We start from the raw sequence: 17,273 nt of genomic DNA on the forward strand, positions 1-17,273 counted from the left end.
CAAATTAGCATTCAAGAGACTGCGGTAACAGTGTTTAGCGTTGTGAATATGGCCAGGGTTAAGGAAAGTATTATCAAGCCAAATATAGGTTTGTGATTTGATTGGAGAGTGGAGTATGTCATTGGGAGAGTTATTCGCGCTTTTTGGTGCGATGTTAGTTGTTGCACTGGTACCGGGGCCAGCGGTATTTGCAGTTGTGGCAAGAACGTTTTCATCTGGGTTTAGCCGAGGTTTGATGATGATCATTGGGATCACATGCGGTGATTTCATTTTTATATTACTGGCGTTATATGGCTTGTCTGTGATATCCGAAATGATGGGGACTGCTTTTTTATTTATTAAATATGCCAGTGCTGCGTATTTAATATGGCTAGGATGGAACTTGTTAAGGTCTAAGCCCACAGAGCAAGATACGCATGAGTTGCCAGAATCTTCCCTGTTCACAAACTTGATAACGGGTTTAATGATAAATTTGGGTAACCCAAAGGCGATCGTTTTTTATGTGGGACTGTTTCCTGCATTTATCAATGTCAGTCAGGTAAATACCGTTGATGTTTTATCAATAATGGCCGTTGCAACGGTTGCTTTTGGCAGTGTTAATTTATGCTATGCATGGTTGGCTTTAAGGGCGAAAGGGCTGATAAAAGCTCCTAATGGGGTATCCCTAATTAATAAGTTGGCAGGTACAGTTATGGTGACAACGGGTGGCATAGTTGCTGTTAAAGCCTAGTTAACCTCAGCTCTGGATAAGCGAATTTGCCCAAGAAAGCCATTTTTCTCACTCTCGGCGTTGCTTTCATTTGTAATAGCCCGCTATTACTGCATAAAAGCGCCTTTATATTGAACAAAATATCATCGTTGGATTGTACGTAAGTTTATTTACAACAATATTTCCTATTCCAAAACCCTTATCCAAACCTGAGGTTAGTTAAAAATACAGAGGTGAGGGTAACGAATACAATCGCGTCGGTTGATAGTATAAAACCATTCACCTTAAGCAACAGCGGAGCCACTTATTCATTATGACTAAGTGGCTCTGTCATGTTAGTTAAATGTTTTGCTGAAGCCCATATAGTAAAAGCGGCCTCTAAACGAATAGAGGTTGTCATCTGTTGATGTACCATTGGCTTTTAAAAATGGCGGGTTTTTATCAAATAAGTTGTGAACACCAAAATGAATGTCAACATCGAGATTATCTACATAATAGCCAGCTTGGAGATTATGGAATAAGGTTGAGTCCATTATATCGTCAGAGGCAGCTTCAATTTTTGAATTATAGGTTGCGTCCCAAGTAATTCGGTAGTTGTCTATAGACCAGTCAACTTGCGTATTTACTTTATATTCAGGAATACTGCCAAATGCAGAGTCATACATTCCTACAACATCTCGAAATGCGGTATCGCTGGTATCTTGAACCTGAAACTCGTTCATATAGGTTGCATCTAGGTTGAATCGCCAAGTACCAAGGTTGTTTTCCAAGAGATAATTGATATTTAAATCAAAGCCAGACAAATTGCGTGATGCAATATTGTTGGATGAAGAATAAATGGTTTGAATATATCCAGTGCCATTATTACTGCGAATAACAGCATTCGCAAACTCTGGGTTACCGCTGACAAATTGATCGACAACATAGCGAGAACTGGAGAATACAACGTTAGATTGCTCTATCTCAAAGTAATCGAGCGTAATCGAAAGGTCATCTAGCGGCGCTAAAACAAGCCCTAAGGTCATGTTGTCAGACTCTTCAGGCTTAAGTGCTAGATTTCCACCGCCGATAATATCATTACTTTGAATTTCATTTTTGCTGAACGCGGGGTTTAAGTTGGCACACCCTGCAATACTGGTGTTAACGTAGTTTGAGTCGTTATTTGGGTTGCATGGGTCGTAAATATTGGTATTGATGCTGGATGTTCTGCCTTGATACATTTCAGCCATGGTTGGCGCTCTAAACCCTGTACTGTAACTTCCGCGTAATTTTAAGGATTCTATAGGCTGGTAAATAATACCAAACTTAGGATTAGTGGTAGTTTGGTCTATATCACTGTAATCACTATATCGTACAGCAGCTTCCAAATTGAGATCTTCAAAAACGGGAATAGCCAGCTCCATATAATACTCTGTAATTTCTCTGACTGGTGATACAACCGGTGTCACAGAGCCGCCCCAAGACACATCGAATGTCGCTGTACGCTGAGCTTGGTCAACGGTGAGAGAGAGTTGATCTTCGCGATATTCTGCACCAGCCGAAAACATCATTTCGCCTGCAGGTAGCTGCATTACAGGGCCTGCAATACTCGCTTGAATAAAGCTTAGATCATTTTTGTTTGTTCGTGACGGTGCAGTCGTGTTGATAAAATCTAACATTTGTGGAGTCACTGAGCCTTCAGGGCCAAAGACGTTGAGCGCGACACAATCAGGGTCGGCAGCAGTTTCACACTCGTTCGACAGTGCGCGTTCAATTTGTATTAATGAAGGCTGCGGGCCTCCTTCTTGAACTAGTTTTGCGCTTTGACTTGAATATACTAATTCCCAATCGTAGTCTTCAGCGACCATGCCTTGAAGGCCAAAAGTGTACCGTTGAATCGTATTGTTTGATTTATATATGCGAGACCCATATTCACTAAAGCGTTTAGCGACATTACCCGCAATGCCAAACGGGTTGTATTTTTGCTGCGCACCAACACCAAAGTGGTTGCCATCAGCATCAGGGTAGCGTTTAAAGGCATTTGGTGTATCTACATTGGTACTATACCAACCAGTATCAGTGCCCGGAGGCGCTTGATTACCTTGCACAAATCCATCGTGAAATGACAATTCAGAGAAAAAAGTGACATTGTCGGATAGCTGATAATCGACAAAAGCGTAAACACTGGTTGTTTTGTTGTCGTTGGCACCAGATTGCGCTTCTCGATAGTTATAACCTTCTTTTGTGTAATCCCATGCGATAGCTTGGCTTGGATTCGCTGCATCGGGCACGGTCCAAGTGCCATCACCTAATCCAAAGCCCGTTAATTTTGGATTGGGTGCTGTTCCAGAGCGACCATTACCACCACCAAGATAACTTTGATCCGCATCTTTTGTCATGTAGCGGTCTTTTTCTTCCCATCCGTTGTTATTACTTGTGGATGCTGCAATTAAGATGCTGGCTTTGTCGGTAGATATACCTGTCACAAAGCCGACTTTTCGCTCGTCAGCATCTCCACGCGATGAACGACCATAATGCCCCGTGATTTTAAAACCCTCATACCCTCGACTGGTGATGATATTAACTACGCCCGCAATGGCGTCTGAACCATAAATAGCAGACGCCCCATCTTTTAATACTTCAATTTGTTGAATAGCTTCAAAAGGGATGGATGAAAGATCAACTAAGCCGTCTTCATCAGAGCCTACGAGACGTCTGCCGTTTAGGAGGACAAGTGTATTAGTGGCTTCGATACCACGTAAAGTGGCTGTTTGAATGTTGTTGCTGCCTGCGCTACTTTGATTGTTTTCTGTTCGTCCTGTCAGTGCAGGAAGACGCCTTAAAGCAGAGCTGACATCGCTGATCCCAAGGTTCGTTAAATCCTCTTTACTTACCACGGTGATTGGTGATGTTGACTCAACTTCTGCTCGCGCAATTCGGGAGCCTGTAACCATTATTTTTTCAATTTTTTGCGAGTCTTCTGCTGCGATAGTCGGTGTTGTCATGCTCGCCAGTATGGCTAAAGAGAGCGATGATAGTTTAAATATTTCAGGTTTTTTCATAGTAAGCCCCAATTCCTTGTTTTGTTATGCAGATTGCTTTTTATTGTTTTGTTTCACATCGTTTTGTTTGTTAGGTGTCGATAGTGAAGTTGCAATATGACATATTGAATACAATATACACAAGTAATAATGAGCTTAAAATATGACCTGTTGATAGAGTTTATCCGTTCTAAATACAACTAAATAAAATAAAATCAGTATGTTAAGGTTTATTTGTTTTCCTTGTGTTTACGTGGAGAAAATGAGAGTTGTGCATCTTGCCCTGCGGGCACCATCTGGTATTGGGGCTTAATGAAGTTAGTATGGACAACACCTAAGCTTTTGGGAAAGCGAATATTTAGCAGATGAATGGATGAGAGTGAATGTTCAGCGCTTACGATAAACTCTTTGAATTTAGGATGTGATGGTGCGGTTTTAGGATGTGATATTGAGACTTGTTTTAACGTAACAGCTTGGTTATTAAGTATCAGTGATGTTTGTGATGTTATGATTTCCCCTAAAAAAGTATCTTGTTGCTTTTTATTCAATTTTAACGGCATGATGCGTTCGATGTCGCCTAATAACCATGCTTCGCTGTTTTGTAATTTCGCTGTCCAACGTGCTACATCGACCCAAATGCGGATCTCAAGGTGTCCATCTCTGAGCGTGACTCGGGCATTGGTTTCGTGTAATTCATGAGTCGTCACAGAGGGGGAAAACAGCACCGAATAGCTGAAAATGAAAAAAAATAACCACACTGAAAAACTGTGTTTAATATAAAAAGTGGCGCTTTTCGTCATAGCTACCTCAGTTGTAGGTGTTTTTTATAATACGTTAGTGGAACTGATGCACGGCGATATATATAAGCATCACATAAAACAGAGATCCGCGCTTCAATCAAGCTCTGCTTGGTTGATATGCCTAGTTTGTGGAGCTCGGCAAAAGGTACCACTTTCAACTATGCCACCATTACTGACTGTTTTCTGCTCAAAATCATAGCAATAGGCTTGTGTACTTGAAGGGGTATACGTTACATAATATTGCTGCCCATTATAGGTATAACTCATGGTGCGGCTGCCGGTGTTACTGATTGTATGGGTTAGGTTTTCAACACCCCCTTGTGGGGGGGTGAGGTTTGCTCTTATGGCGCTATTAGGGCCACTTAGTGGGGCAACTCTAGGTAGAATATTGGTATTAATTTCGCCAATAAGGCACTGAAAAATGTAAGGTGGTTGAATAGATGTGTGATATCGATACCCAAAACTCTCATCATTTTGTCCGTTACATACATCTAGAGTGCCTGAGCTTATCACACTCCCATCAGGGTTATTATGACCATATAGGGGATAACCATCATAGGCCCATCCAATAATTGTTTGATCAGTGATACCTACAATACTATTCATCATACAAGTGGGGGCGGTGTGGTAGTGGTAATCGTCTCCTCGACCAGCATGACCACCACAGTTATCAAGTTGACCCGTAGCAACGGTGTCTTTGCTTGGATCGTAATTATATACATCTAATTCTCCAGCGCTCGAGTAATCATAAATGGGCACACCGTTAACAGCGACTCCTAACGCGGCATCCATAGTGGTTAACTTGCTTGCACGTTGTGGCAGCAGTTTTATCGGAGCCGCATAATTCGTTGCTGGTACGGGGATCTGCTCATTGGTGCCCGTAATACCATTCATTAAATCATGAGTTGGATATGTATCAGATGATATATACGCGTGGTCAGTATCACAGGTCACATGTACTTTACTATTAAATCCAGAATTAACAACAGACTGCTGAATCATTTCGCATCGGGTTAGATCCGTCTGTATATCCCGTTCGTAGTTGACTGAAAGTTCACTTGACACCAGTGTGATGTTACTGATTGCACTAAGTAGCGTAGAGCGGTCGACCGGTGAGCTATTACTAAGTTCGGGTGCAGCTGATAACGCATAAAGTGTAAATTTATAAGATTTTAGACCTGTTTCCTGCGAACAAGGTGCTGCGTATGCATTGAGGTTATTAATATTATTAACCCCAAGGCTACCCTGGGTTTCATTTGCAGATACACCGTTAATGTCTTTGTCTATATTGTACATAACCCAATGTGACTGAATATCGTCTTGTATGGCGGTATGGTGCATAACCAGTGCAAGCTCTACGGTATTGTCTGGTATTCCTTGCCAATTTAGAGGAGGAGAGATGCCTTCACCGTCGCAGGTATAAGTGTTGGGCAACATTCCCCCGTTCTGCATAGCAGAACTCCCGAGCGAAAAAGAAACTGGATCTGTGACTGTAATATTCGCTTGCTCAGCGATACTAGAGTTGCTGGTAGTTACGGTAATAACCGCTTTACCAGATGAAATGCCGTTGACTACCCCTGTATTAGAGACTGTTGCAATCATCTGGTCGCTCGATGCCCATGTGATATTTTTATTGGTCGCGACACTCGGTAATATCGTCGCGATTAATGTTGTAGTTTCACCTGTTGATACATTTAGTTCATTGTTTGAAAGTGTCACGCCGGTTACAGGGATTGTTTTAGTGGTAACCGTGATATGAGTTTGCGCGGTAAATTCGCCATCATTGGTGGTGACTGTTATCGTCGTACTTCCTTCTTTGTGAGCCACAAGCGTTCCGTTAGCAGTAATTGAGGCGATAGCTGTATTACTCGAAGACCATAACACACTTTTATTTGAAGCATTATTTGGCGAAATATCCGCCTCAATGGTTAAGGTATCATTAATGCCTAATGTCGTATCGCTGAGAGTCAGCGAAACCCCTGTCACTGGGACAAATGACGCAGGTACCACAATATTTGCTTGTGCCGTGAAAGCACCGTCTTGCGTGCTGACGGTAATAACAGCACGACCAACAGAATTAGCTGTGACAGAACCATTATTATCTACGCTGGCAATTATTGAACGACTTGAAGACCACGACACATGTTTATTGGTGGCGGTGCTGGGTGAAACCGTTGCAATTAATTCAACGGATTCACCGATTGCGACAGTGACATCGCGTGTTGATAATGCGACCCCAGTGACAGGTGTTATCTGCTCAACAACGACGAGATTCGCGTGGGCAACAAATTCACTATCATTGGTTGTCACTGTTAGTATCGCACTGCCTGCTTTATTTGCGGTGACAAGCCCTTCATTTGAAATTGAAGCCACGCTCGGATCGCTTGTAGACCAGATCACACTTTTATTCGACGCATTGCTTGGTGAAATAGTGGCTTGCATACTGAGGGTATCGTTGATAGCCAATGTTGTATCATTGGTGTTTAATGACACGCCAGTGACGGGAATTGTTACTTTAGGTACGATGATATTGCTTTGAGCTGTAAAGGCGCCATCGTTGGTGGTGACACTAATAATCGCACTACCTTCAGAATGAGCTGTAACTAACCCGAGGCTATTTACATTAGCGACTGCAATATTACTTGAGGACCAGAATACATTTTGGTCTGACGCATTACTTGGTACCACAAATGCGCGTAAACTGAGGGTGTTATTAATATTTAGAATAGCGTCGGCTAAAGACAGGGCAATTCCGCTTACTGAGATTGTGGCAGCAACTACGGTTATCGTTGTTGTGGCGCTGAAAGAACCATCGTCGGTTGTGACGGTGATAACCGCACTACCTTCTGCAATTGCGGTTATCAACCCTGTGCTGGCTATGTTTGCCACACTCACATTATTAGACAACCAGCGTATATTTTTATTGGTAGCCGTAATGGGTGTAATAGTCACTGGAAACGCAACAGTTTCGCCTACAGCCAATGTGGCATTGTTGGTTGATAAAGCCACACCCGTTACTTTAACGACGGAACTGCTATCGTTCGAGTCTCCTGCTGGGCTATTAGAGGCCCCACCACAAGATATTAATAATACGCTAATAATTATGCAAAAAATAGGATAAGTCAGCTGCGCCATAGTAATACCTTTTGGTTTTGCAATTAAGTTTAGTCGGGTTACGACAGTTGCGGTAATTTACTTATGTACACTGTGATTCATAAATGCGGAAAAATAATGAAACAGTGCGTTGCGTTATTTACATAGGGGGTCTTAATCCTTAAAAAGATACGGTTTTAATAGCTTGTATTTATAAAATACGAGCTTTATTTCTGATAAAAGCTTTACTGTCTTTTTTGCAAAGATGGATTCGCTAAATAAAACTAATTTTGATATGTTTACCCGTGATATTTCGCGAGGTAGTAATATGTCAAATGTAGTCAAACGATTCTTAAATGACCCTGAGCTGTTATTAAATTCAGTGGGAGAAGGTATTTACGGCTTTGATCTTTCAGGAAACGCCGTATTTATTAATCCAGCAGCCGAGAGAATGACTGGATGGACTGCTGACGACTTGCTGGGAAAGAAAATTCACCAGTATCACCATCATAGTCATGCAGATGGTACACCATATCCAGCAGATGAATGCCAAATCTATTGCACAATGTTTGATGGAAAGCATCGACATATTAAAGATGAAGTGTTTTGGCGAAAAGACGGAAGTTGTTTTGCTGTGGAATATACATCTACACCGGTTTACAGAGAAGGCGAATTAATTGGAGCAGTCGCGATATTTCGCGATGTATCTAAGCAGCATGACACTGAGCGAGCATTGCGTGATGCTTTGTCACAAGTACAGTGCTTAAGTGAGCAGCTAAAAGATGAGAACTCCTACTTACTATCGGAACTAAATGCTGATTGGCAAGATTCAGGCTTGGTCGGCAGTAGCCATGTTTTTCAAAAGATGCTTGAGCAAATTAAGTTAGTTAGTAAAACAGACAGTAATGTATTGATTTTAGGAGAGAATGGCACAGGAAAAGAGCTGGTGGCGAGAAATCTGCACCGACTAAGTAATCGTGAGTCTATGCCGTTTGTGAAAGTAAATTGTGCTGCCTTTACCCCAAGTTTACTTGAATCTGAGCTATTCGGACATGAGAAAGGTGCGTTTACGGGAGCGAATGATAAACGTAAAGGTCGTTTTGAATTGGCAGATAAAGGGACCATTTTCTTAGATGAAATAGGCGAGTTACCCTTAGAGGCACAAAGTAAATTACTACGGGTATTGCAAGAACGAGAATTTGAACGGGTAGGAGGAAGTGTCACATTAAGTGTAGATATTCGTGTCATTGCAGCAACCAATCGAGATTTATGGTCTATGGTTGAAAGCGGTTCATTCCGTATGGACCTATATTATCGGCTTAATGTTTTTCCTATTAAGGTTCCTGCTTTACGTGAGCGAAAAGAAGATATTTCGGTGTTATGTGCTAACTTAATTTCGCAACTCAATATACGCTTAGGTAAGCAGCTTAAGGGGGTTGCGAAAGAAACACTTAATAAACTCCAAGCATATGATTGGCCAGGAAATATTCGAGAGTTACAAAATATATTAGAGCGGGAAGCAATATTGGGTAATCACAGGCTGTTGCATTTAAGTCAGCCGTTATTGAGTGATGATAATATTCATCAAAATGGCAGTTTATTACTGGCAGATGCAGAGCGTTCTCACATTTGTTCTGTATTGAAATTGTGTGAGTGGCGTGTGGCTGGAGAAAAGGGGGCAGCGAGTAAGTTAGGTTTACCTGAAAGCACACTCAGATCAAAAATGAAAAAGCTGGGTATTGCCCGAAATTCGTGATATATCGCGATGATGTGTTAAATATCGCGACTTTAGGTGTTGTTAATTTTTAATTTTCAAAATATATCAATAACTTACTGAAGTTTCAGTTTGGTCTGAAACTTGCAAATATCAAGCTGTCTATTGTCAAAGTAAAGCAAGTACTATGAAGTTTGATATAAAAGAAGAAGATATGATTATTAAGCCCTATAAAACCGATGGGCCAATCTATATTCGAGAGCAAAAAGGTTTTTTTCAAAAGATCCGTCGTTATTTGAGTTGGGTGTTAATGATTGCTTTTATTGCAATACCCTTTATTCCATATGATGGAAAGCAAGCCATATTACTGGATGTGGCAACGCAGCAGTTTAGAATATTTGGGGCAACATTTTTACCTCAAGACTTTATGATTTTAGCGTGGATATTTATGTCAGGGGCTTTTGCGCTATTCTTTGTCACTAATTGGTTAGGTCGAGTCTGGTGTGGTTACATATGCCCTCAAACGGTATGGATGCTTTTGTTTACATGGGTTGAGCACAAAACGGAAGGCACTCGAAATCAACGTATAAAGCTGGATAAATCTGCTTGGTCTATTGGGAAAGTACGCAAAAAAGCAATCAAACACAGTTTATGGTTAGCGATCTCATTGTTCACAGCAACCTCTTTTATGGCTTATTTCATTCCAGTAAAAGTGCTTTATTCAGAAATGTTTACCCTGCAATGGTCGGGAATAACAAGCTTTTGGGTTTTCTTATTTGCATTTTGTACATATGGAAATGCTGGTTTTTTGAGGGAAAAAATGTGCACAGTGGCATGTCCTTATTCACGCTTCCAATCAGTCATGTTCGACAAAGATACGTTAGTGGTGACATACGATAGTGTCAGAGGAGAACACAGAGGACCTCGTAAACGTAAGGACGAGCCAGCTAAAGTAGGGCTGGGTGATTGCGTAGATTGTAATTTGTGTGTTGACGTATGTCCGGCCGGTATAGATATTAGAAACGGTTTGCAGTACGAGTGTATTAATTGTGGTTTATGTATTGATGCGTGTAATGACACGATGAATAAGTTTGGTTATGCGAAGAATTTGATCAGTTATCAAAGTGAAAACCAAGCTGAAGGTAAAACCACCAATCCATTCAGGCTCAAACTATTAGGTTATGCCTCTTTAACCGCTTTGCTTCTTGTTACGATGGTTATTTGGGTGTTTAATCGCACGCCAATTGAAGCATCAGTGATCAGAGATAGAAATGCATTGTATAGGATGAACTATGAAGGTTTAGTTGAAAACCCATACACACTGAGCATTATAAATAAAACCCAGCAGACGATGAGTTACCATATTAGTTTGAGTGGATTGGATAGTGCTGAGTTAAAAGTTCCCACACGGATAACAATTGAAGGCGGGCAAATGGATTTAGTGCCAGTTACTGTTATTGCCGATGGTTACGAGTTAACGAAAAAGTCGACTGCGATTAAATTTACGATTGATGCGCTTGAAGATAGCAGTATAACGATTACGAAAGACAGTTACTTCTACAAAAATTAGTTTCTAGTTAATACTTCCCCCCAAAACTTTGCGCGGTTACTTCGGTACCGCGTTTTTTAATTGTGCGCTTATGCACAGTAGGTTTTCTTTTATGTGCATATCAATAACTAAAAATTATCGGTAAGCTTACGTCAACAGTTAGAGTTTAATTAGAGGGTTTTCATGATCCGTAATTCAAGAAATAGCTATGGCTGGATAGCCATTGTGTTTCATTGGCTAAGTGCTTTCGTTATTCTTGGTATGTTTGCATTAGGGTTATATATGGTGGATTTAAGTTATTACGATCCCTGGTATAGGGATGCATTAACGTTGCATAAGTCGATTGGAGTGCTGGTGGCTGTATTAATTATACTGCGTTTAATATGGAAATATTGTAATGCGCAAGTTGGCGAAATTGAAAGTCATAGAAAATTTGCAAAGCTGCAAAGTAGGTTAGCATCTTTAGCACAAGTGGCGATGTATCTATTTCTGTTCGTATTGTTTGCTTCTGGCTACTTAATTTCAACCGCTGATGGGCGGGGCATTGACGTATTTAATTTATTTATGCTGCCGAGTATGGGCGAAATATTTGATCAACAAAGTGATATAGCAGGGTTAGTTCATTTATATGTGGCGTGGACATTGATAAGTGTTGTGTCTATTCATGCATTGGCTGCGCTATATCATCATTTTATCTTAAAAGATTTAACATTAAAAAGAATGTGTATTCCACAAACGGAGAAATAATATGAAGAAATTAATTATAGTTGGTGCTATAGCGAGCTGTTTAGCATCCAATATGGCGAGTGCAGCAAATTATGTGATTGACACTAAGGGTGCTCATGCTTTCATTAATTTCAAAATTAAGCATTTAGGTTACAGCTGGTTACACGGTCGTTTTAACCAATTTGAAGGCGAATTTAATTATGATGCTAAAAAACCAAATGACTCCGCGATAAAACTTGTTATCGATACTGGTTCAATTGACTCAAATCATGCAGAACGCGATAAACACTTAAGAGGGAAAGATTTCTTAAATGTAAGTAAATATCCCAAAGCGAAGTTTGAAAGTACAGATATTACGTTTAATGATGCAACGAAGGGCACGGTAACAGGTAATTTCACTTTACATGGGGTAACAAAGACCATTCACTTCGATATTCAAAAGTTAGGAGAGGGGAGTGATCCGTGGGGGGGATATCGCACTGGTTTTGAAGGGAACACAAAAATTAAACTGGCAGATTATGGGATAGAGTATGATCTAGGGCCAGCGTCAACACATGTCGATCTTGGTTTATATATTGAAGGGATCCGAAAGTAATTGAGTTAGTGTAAATGGCTGTTCAGTTGTGCTTTGAGCTCATTGGGCAGCCATTTTAACATTACATCATTGAACTTCTGGTTTGCATAGAGGTGTTTCAACGCAATGTTGAGGTGTGATACTAACTGTGCGCCGGCGCTGTTTTTTGTACAACCAACATAGCCATGTGTAATCGCATTGGTTTCTGCAATGATAAGCTGTGCTAACTGATCTTTATCTTTAAGTGTTGTTTGTAAATGGTAGTGTTCACTTGGATATCCAATAATGATATCTAGCCTTTGTTTTAGAAGCATATAAGTTAAGCTTTTTAACGGGTCTTTACCAGGGCGCAAAAGCAATTGTTCGCTCGGCAACTCCGATAAAATAGTATCAATTTTCTTGCCAAAAGATCGATTTAAGGCAACGCCTACTGTGAGCTTATGTTCTTTTAATAAATCAATAAGTGACACTTTTTGACCTGGTTTTAAGTTGAGGGCTTTAATAGTATCTTTTCTGAGTGATATTGATGGTGAGAGGCCAATGGTTGAGTAATGGTCTGTAAATTGGATGAATTGTTGTCTTTTTTTCGTTTTATATAATGACACTATACAGCGCGTTTTACTTGGATTTGAAAGCTCGTGAATTGCTCTGCTGGCTGGTAAAACGTCCGATACAAATTGGTAATTTGGCATCGCAGTTTGTAATAAGCTAATAATTTGCTCATCTCGCCCGGCGCCTTGTAGTTCACCGTTAAGTATATAATATGGGGCAAAATCAAGTTTTATCCAGTTGATTGTGTTGGCATTTGTAGTGCATACCCAGCAAAGTATTATAATAGCAATTGTTCGCAATGCTTCATCACTAAACTGTTTGACATAAAATAAGTGTAGCAAAAACAAATTTTTGAATATGAGTAATTTTGTAAACTTGCTGTAATAAAAACCTGGAAAGAAATTTACAAACAAAAAACCACTGCTAAGATTAACTATACCAACCTAATTATATTACGCTGAAAGCACACTTATATGTTTGGTTTTAATGGATTGATAATGATTAACCGTTTATAAGTTTAGTGTGTCAGTTGCTTTGAAGTTATATTTTTCGATAAAATCGGAGGTTGGCGTAACAGATTCTAAATATAAACTCACAAAAAATAGAGTACATAATATGGTTACGCTTATTGTAAGTGACATTTTTGGTCACACCCCAAATCTTAATGCGTTCGCTGAAGAGCTTGATTCTAAAGTTATCATTTGTTCCCCCTATACGAATTTTCAAACCTCAGTTGGTCAGACAGAAAAGCAGGCCTATGATTTATTTATAGCGACAATGGGCCACGATGGCTATGCGTCGAAAGTGAAGGAAGTACTGATCCATGAACAACCAGATTTTATTATTGGATTCAGTGCCGGTGCGGTTGCTGCATGGCGTGCGTTAGCGGCGACCCCATTGAAACGGGTTCAGAAAATGATAGGGTTTTACCCTGGGCAAATTCGGAACTACACAAATTTACGACCTCGATGCCATGTCGATTTGTATTTTCCACATAAAGAAACACATTTTGATATTTCACCAGTGATCTCACAACTCAAAACAGTTTCAGGTGTCCAGTGTATACGAACAAGATACAGTCATGGATTTATGAATGCACTTTCACAAAACTTCAACAAATACGCTTATCTTCACTATACTAATTTGTGCGACCAAGAAGTAGTTGTCGTTCAAGACTCACTTGCAAATCATCAAGTGGAAGTTACATTATAACGAGAGAAAAAGGACATCAGGCAATGACTGAATCACTGTATGGGCGTTATCAACACTTTCCTGGGAACCCGATAGCGAAACCCCCTTGTAGAATGCTAAACGCGATGATGTACGGCTTTTTTATTGAAGGGTCATACGGAAAAATTAATGAGTTCATTAATACAACATTAAATAGTGTCCCTTCCAGTGAATTTTATTTTAAAGCCCTTTCTTCATACTGTTTGCTTACGTTTACTGATATTGAAAATATCGCCTCTAAGGTTGCTCCGTTTAGTAATTACGGTTGGATGCAAGAAACGGATATTATTGTGTGGTTACCTGTTGCACAAGTCACAAAAAACAATCAAAAAGTAACGCATATTTACTGGTACCCAGCCTTTATTGCGGTCAATAATATTAATGCATTGGTTAATGGCAGAGAAACTTGGGGGTACAATAAATATCAATGCCGTTATGAAATGCCAAGCAGCCATCAGCAAGCCAACTATTTCTCAATTAGCCTTGATACATTCCATCCATTTACCCCAGAAACACAAATGGGTTGGCATGAGCTGCTCACTGTTAAACGGGTTGCTGATGATGACACATGGTTTGAGGAATTGGTTGAAATTGGCCATGAAATATCCCAATTATTACATTCTAGTTGTGAAGACGTAAGTATCAGTGCTGATTTGATAAAGCAGTTTTTATCTGGTTTTAAAAACCCACAAATGGATCAGGTTTTATTTAAACAGCTTCCAGATGGGTTCGCGAATGAAGCTGTTTACAAGGCCGTTGTTCACTCACCATCAGCCGTAAGAAAAATTCATAAAGTCGGTTTTTTAAAGGATGAGTATCAAGTAACGATTAATCGTTTAGATGCATTTCCGTTTGACGAAATGTTTGGTATTGCACTTGGAGCGCAACAGGCGATGTTGCCTTATTACGTGTGTATGGATTTTGATCAAGATGGTGCTTATGAAATTGTAACGTCTCGCCAATAAACATTTCAATTACTGCTTACAAGGAAACCTGATTATGACTCAGCAAAAAGTTGCGATTTTGGGTGGAGGGGTGGCTGCCATGACTGCAGCTGTTTATCTAACTGAAAAAGACAATTGGCAAGATAATTATGATATTACGGTATATCAATTAGGATGGCGTTTAGGGGGAAAAGGCGCAAGTGGTAGAAACGCTGATATAGCAGAACGCATTGAAGAACATGGATTACATGTTTGGTTTGGTGCTTATGTAAACTCATTTAAGACCATTGAAACAGTTTACAATAAGCTAAATCGGCCCCCTGAAGTTCCATTAAGCTCTTGGCAAGACGCATTTAAGCCGCATAGTTTTGTCGTGTTACAAGAGTACATAGAGAATGAATGGCAAACTTGGCCTGTGGACTTCCCCGTCATAGATGGCAATCCGGCTGACGGTACCTTAGACCTACACTTTTGGCAATTAGTTGAAATGTTAGTCGCTTGGCTACGTAAGTTTATTGACACTATCGAATTTGAAGTAAAGCAGGCAAATAAGCAAACAAAACTGCAAACAACCAAGCGTCGAGATAGAGGACTCTTACAGCATTTAGCATCACAAATACGTGATGCGTATGATGATGTCGAAGAGGAAGTTGAAGAGTTTTTTGAAAGTGCTCATGATGAATTAAAAGAGATTTGGTCAACCCCTGCAATTTTAGGCCAACAGCTACAGCGATTATTGACATTACGTGCAAATGATAAAGAGTTAGGTGAACCAAAAGACAGGTTAGTTGTGTGGTACTTGGTACGGAAGCTGAAGCGTTGGCTCAATAGTGAAGCAGTTGAAATGTTGGATGACAATGAAAATATTAGACGTGCTTACATTTGTGCAGATCTAGGTATTGCTATGGTAACTGGACTGATTAAAGATAAGGTATTTTCAAAGGGCTTTGGCTCAATTAATCATTTAGATTTTAAACAGTGGCTTAAACAAAATGGTGCGAATGAAAAGTACAGTGTTGAGTCGGCACCTGTTAGAGGGTTTTATGATTTGGTATTTGGCTATGTTGATGGTGATTTTGATAATGGGAATGTAGAAGCTGGCGTAGCATCTTTGGCGATGTTGCGTATCATATTATGCTATCACGGTGGGGTAATGTGGAAAATGCAAGCGGGCATGGGAGATGTCATTTTCTCCCCTATATATGAACTGTTAAAACAGCGAGGGGTGAAGTTTGAATTTTTCAATCAGGTCGCAGCATTGGTACCAGAAACTGACCCAAATGGCAGCCAGTATATTGATGAAATACAAGTAAGTCAGCAAGTCGCGCTGGTCAATGGGCGTTATGAACCATTGGTCGATGTAAAGGGACTACCTTGCTGGCCTTCACAGCCACAATTACATCAAGTAGTACCAGAACAGGCAGCATTAATACGCGAGCATAATATTAACTTGGAATCATTCTGGACCAATTGGCCGCAAATATATGAAGCTGAATTTGGCCACCCAATTCCGAAAAAAAACCTGAAACGTGGTATTGACTTTGATCAAGTGGTGTTTGGTATATCGGTAGGGTCGTTAGTGCATTTATGTCCAGAGTTACTGCAACGGGATAGAAAATTAGCTGCTCAAGCTCAGCACGTTAAAACGGTTGCAACGCAGGCCTTTCAAGTTTGGATGAATAAAACGGATGAGCAATTGGGCTTTAATTATACTCCACCAAGTGAAGAACGACCTATTTTGAGTGCCTTTTCACAACCGTTTGATACATGGGCTGCAATGTCGAACTTATTGACGAAAGAAGATTGGCCTGAACCTGGTCCGGTAAATATTGCATATTTTTGTAGTGCATTTAGCTGTGATACTTATCCACCATCAACGGATCATGAGTTTGATGCGATACAAAAAACACGAGTGAAGCAAAATGCATTAAATAAACTGAAAGAAGAAATGCAGCCTTTATGGCCTAATGCATATATTAATGATGAATTTGATTGGTCTGTATTGTACTCACAAGGCCAGCAGTTAGATGAAGCGAGGTTTGATAGCCAATACTGGCGTGTTAATGTTGACCCTTCAGAGCGGTATGTATTGTCTGTAAGTGGAAGTAGTGAGTATCGACTTGCGACGGATGATACCCTGTTTAAGAATTTGTTTATTACTGGAGATTGGATAAAAACAGGGGTAAATGCAGGTTGTGTTGAGGCTGCTGTCATGGCAGGGATGTTGACAGCAAGAGCGATATCAGGTTATCCAGAGACGATCTCTGGTGAGTTTGGTTTTGAGCCAGATGGTACCTAAATTAGCAATGTTATTGCACAGTTTAGTGTCGCTACACATAGAAAGTTTGTGATTAAGTTAGCC

12 protein-coding genes are annotated in these 17,273 nt (G+C 40.2%); 8 read left to right on the top strand and 4 right to left on the bottom strand.

What is annotated here, in order from left to right; genetic code table 11:
- Window positions 1–97 precede the first annotated feature (97 nt).
- A complete protein-coding gene (locus J8M01_RS15895; protein WP_247671167.1) occupies window positions 98–730 on the top strand; it encodes a LysE family translocator in 633 nt (210 codons plus the stop codon).
- A gap of 314 nt (window positions 731–1,044) precedes the next feature.
- Here the strand turns inward: J8M01_RS15895 and J8M01_RS15900 are convergent, their stop codons facing one another.
- The 3 genes from J8M01_RS15900 to J8M01_RS15910 form a co-directional block, all read right to left on the bottom strand.
- The gene (locus J8M01_RS15900) at window positions 1,045–3,750 is read right to left on the bottom strand and encodes a TonB-dependent receptor (RefSeq protein ID WP_211058641.1); all 2,706 of its coding nucleotides are present in this window, start codon (window positions 3,748–3,750) and stop codon (window positions 1,045–1,047) included.
- A 209-nt stretch (window positions 3,751–3,959) separates the two neighbouring features.
- Window positions 3,960–4,529, bottom strand: coding sequence for a hypothetical protein (locus J8M01_RS15905; protein ID WP_211058642.1), 570 nt, complete (start codon window positions 4,527–4,529; stop codon window positions 3,960–3,962).
- Window positions 4,530–4,622: 93 nt separating this feature from the next.
- Window positions 4,623–7,664, bottom strand: coding sequence for an Ig-like domain-containing protein (locus J8M01_RS15910; RefSeq protein ID WP_211058643.1), 3,042 nt, complete (start codon window positions 7,662–7,664; stop codon window positions 4,623–4,625).
- A 286-nt stretch (window positions 7,665–7,950) separates the two neighbouring features.
- On the opposite strand from J8M01_RS15910, the gene J8M01_RS15915 reads away from it, so the two are divergent.
- From J8M01_RS15915 to J8M01_RS15930, 4 genes are all read left to right on the top strand, one after another.
- Complete coding sequence (locus J8M01_RS15915; protein ID WP_211058644.1) at window positions 7,951–9,378, top strand: sigma 54-interacting transcriptional regulator; 1,428 nt, start codon at window positions 7,951–7,953, stop codon at window positions 9,376–9,378.
- A 145-nt stretch (window positions 9,379–9,523) separates the two neighbouring features.
- The gene (gene ccoG / locus J8M01_RS15920; RefSeq protein WP_210996885.1) at window positions 9,524–10,906 is read left to right on the top strand and encodes a cytochrome c oxidase accessory protein CcoG; all 1,383 of its coding nucleotides are present in this window, start codon (window positions 9,524–9,526) and stop codon (window positions 10,904–10,906) included.
- A 162-nt stretch (window positions 10,907–11,068) separates the two neighbouring features.
- The gene (locus J8M01_RS15925) at window positions 11,069–11,632 is read left to right on the top strand and encodes a cytochrome b (RefSeq protein ID WP_192507847.1); all 564 of its coding nucleotides are present in this window, start codon (window positions 11,069–11,071) and stop codon (window positions 11,630–11,632) included.
- A gap of 1 nt (window position 11,633) precedes the next feature.
- On the top strand, window positions 11,634–12,206 hold the full coding sequence (locus J8M01_RS15930; protein ID WP_192507846.1) for a YceI family protein: 573 nt from the start codon (window positions 11,634–11,636) through the stop codon (window positions 12,204–12,206).
- Between the two features lie 5 nt (window positions 12,207–12,211).
- Here the strand turns inward: J8M01_RS15930 and J8M01_RS15935 are convergent, their stop codons facing one another.
- Window positions 12,212–13,078, bottom strand: coding sequence for a TIGR02285 family protein (locus J8M01_RS15935; protein ID WP_247671168.1), 867 nt, complete (start codon window positions 13,076–13,078; stop codon window positions 12,212–12,214).
- A gap of 274 nt (window positions 13,079–13,352) precedes the next feature.
- Here J8M01_RS15935 and J8M01_RS15940 point away from each other — a divergent pair, with 274 nt between their 5' ends.
- The 3 genes from J8M01_RS15940 to J8M01_RS15950 are packed head-to-tail and all read left to right on the top strand — an operon-like array spanning window position 13,353 to window position 17,210.
- Entirely contained in the window at window positions 13,353–13,949 is a 597-nt protein-coding gene (locus tag J8M01_RS15940; RefSeq protein WP_192507845.1) for a hypothetical protein, read from the top strand.
- 23 nt (window positions 13,950–13,972) lie between these two features.
- Complete coding sequence (locus J8M01_RS15945; protein ID WP_211058645.1) at window positions 13,973–14,932, top strand: acetoacetate decarboxylase; 960 nt, start codon at window positions 13,973–13,975, stop codon at window positions 14,930–14,932.
- Between the two features lie 34 nt (window positions 14,933–14,966).
- Entirely contained in the window at window positions 14,967–17,210 is a 2,244-nt protein-coding gene (locus J8M01_RS15950; RefSeq protein ID WP_211058646.1) for an NAD(P)-binding protein, read from the top strand.
- Window positions 17,211–17,273 lie beyond the last annotated feature (63 nt).

Origin of the sequence: Pseudoalteromonas sp. MMG005 (assembly GCF_018101015.1) — a bacterium.
GTDB classification, from domain to species: domain Bacteria; phylum Pseudomonadota; class Gammaproteobacteria; order Enterobacterales; family Alteromonadaceae; genus Pseudoalteromonas; species Pseudoalteromonas aurantia.

Bases quoted from the DNA above. Each gene is read 5' to 3' on its own strand.
- J8M01_RS15900 (WP_211058641.1), bottom strand. From the start codon at position 3,750: ATGAAAAAACCTGAAATATTTAAACTATCATCGCTCTCTTTAGCCATA.
- J8M01_RS15905 (WP_211058642.1), bottom strand. From the start codon at position 4,529: ATGACGAAAAGCGCCACTTTTTATATTAAACACAGTTTTTCAGTGTGG.
- J8M01_RS15910 (WP_211058643.1), bottom strand. From the start codon at position 7,664: ATGGCGCAGCTGACTTATCCTATTTTTTGCATAATTATTAGCGTATTA.
- J8M01_RS15915 (WP_211058644.1), top strand. From the start codon at position 7,951: ATGTCAAATGTAGTCAAACGATTCTTAAATGACCCTGAGCTGTTATTA.
- ccoG (WP_210996885.1), top strand. From the start codon at position 9,524: ATGAAGTTTGATATAAAAGAAGAAGATATGATTATTAAGCCCTATAAA.
- J8M01_RS15925 (WP_192507847.1), top strand. From the start codon at position 11,069: ATGATCCGTAATTCAAGAAATAGCTATGGCTGGATAGCCATTGTGTTT.
- J8M01_RS15930 (WP_192507846.1), top strand. From the start codon at position 11,634: ATGAAGAAATTAATTATAGTTGGTGCTATAGCGAGCTGTTTAGCATCC.
- J8M01_RS15940 (WP_192507845.1), top strand. From the start codon at position 13,353: ATGGTTACGCTTATTGTAAGTGACATTTTTGGTCACACCCCAAATCTT.
- J8M01_RS15945 (WP_211058645.1), top strand. From the start codon at position 13,973: ATGACTGAATCACTGTATGGGCGTTATCAACACTTTCCTGGGAACCCG.
- J8M01_RS15950 (WP_211058646.1), top strand. From the start codon at position 14,967: ATGACTCAGCAAAAAGTTGCGATTTTGGGTGGAGGGGTGGCTGCCATG.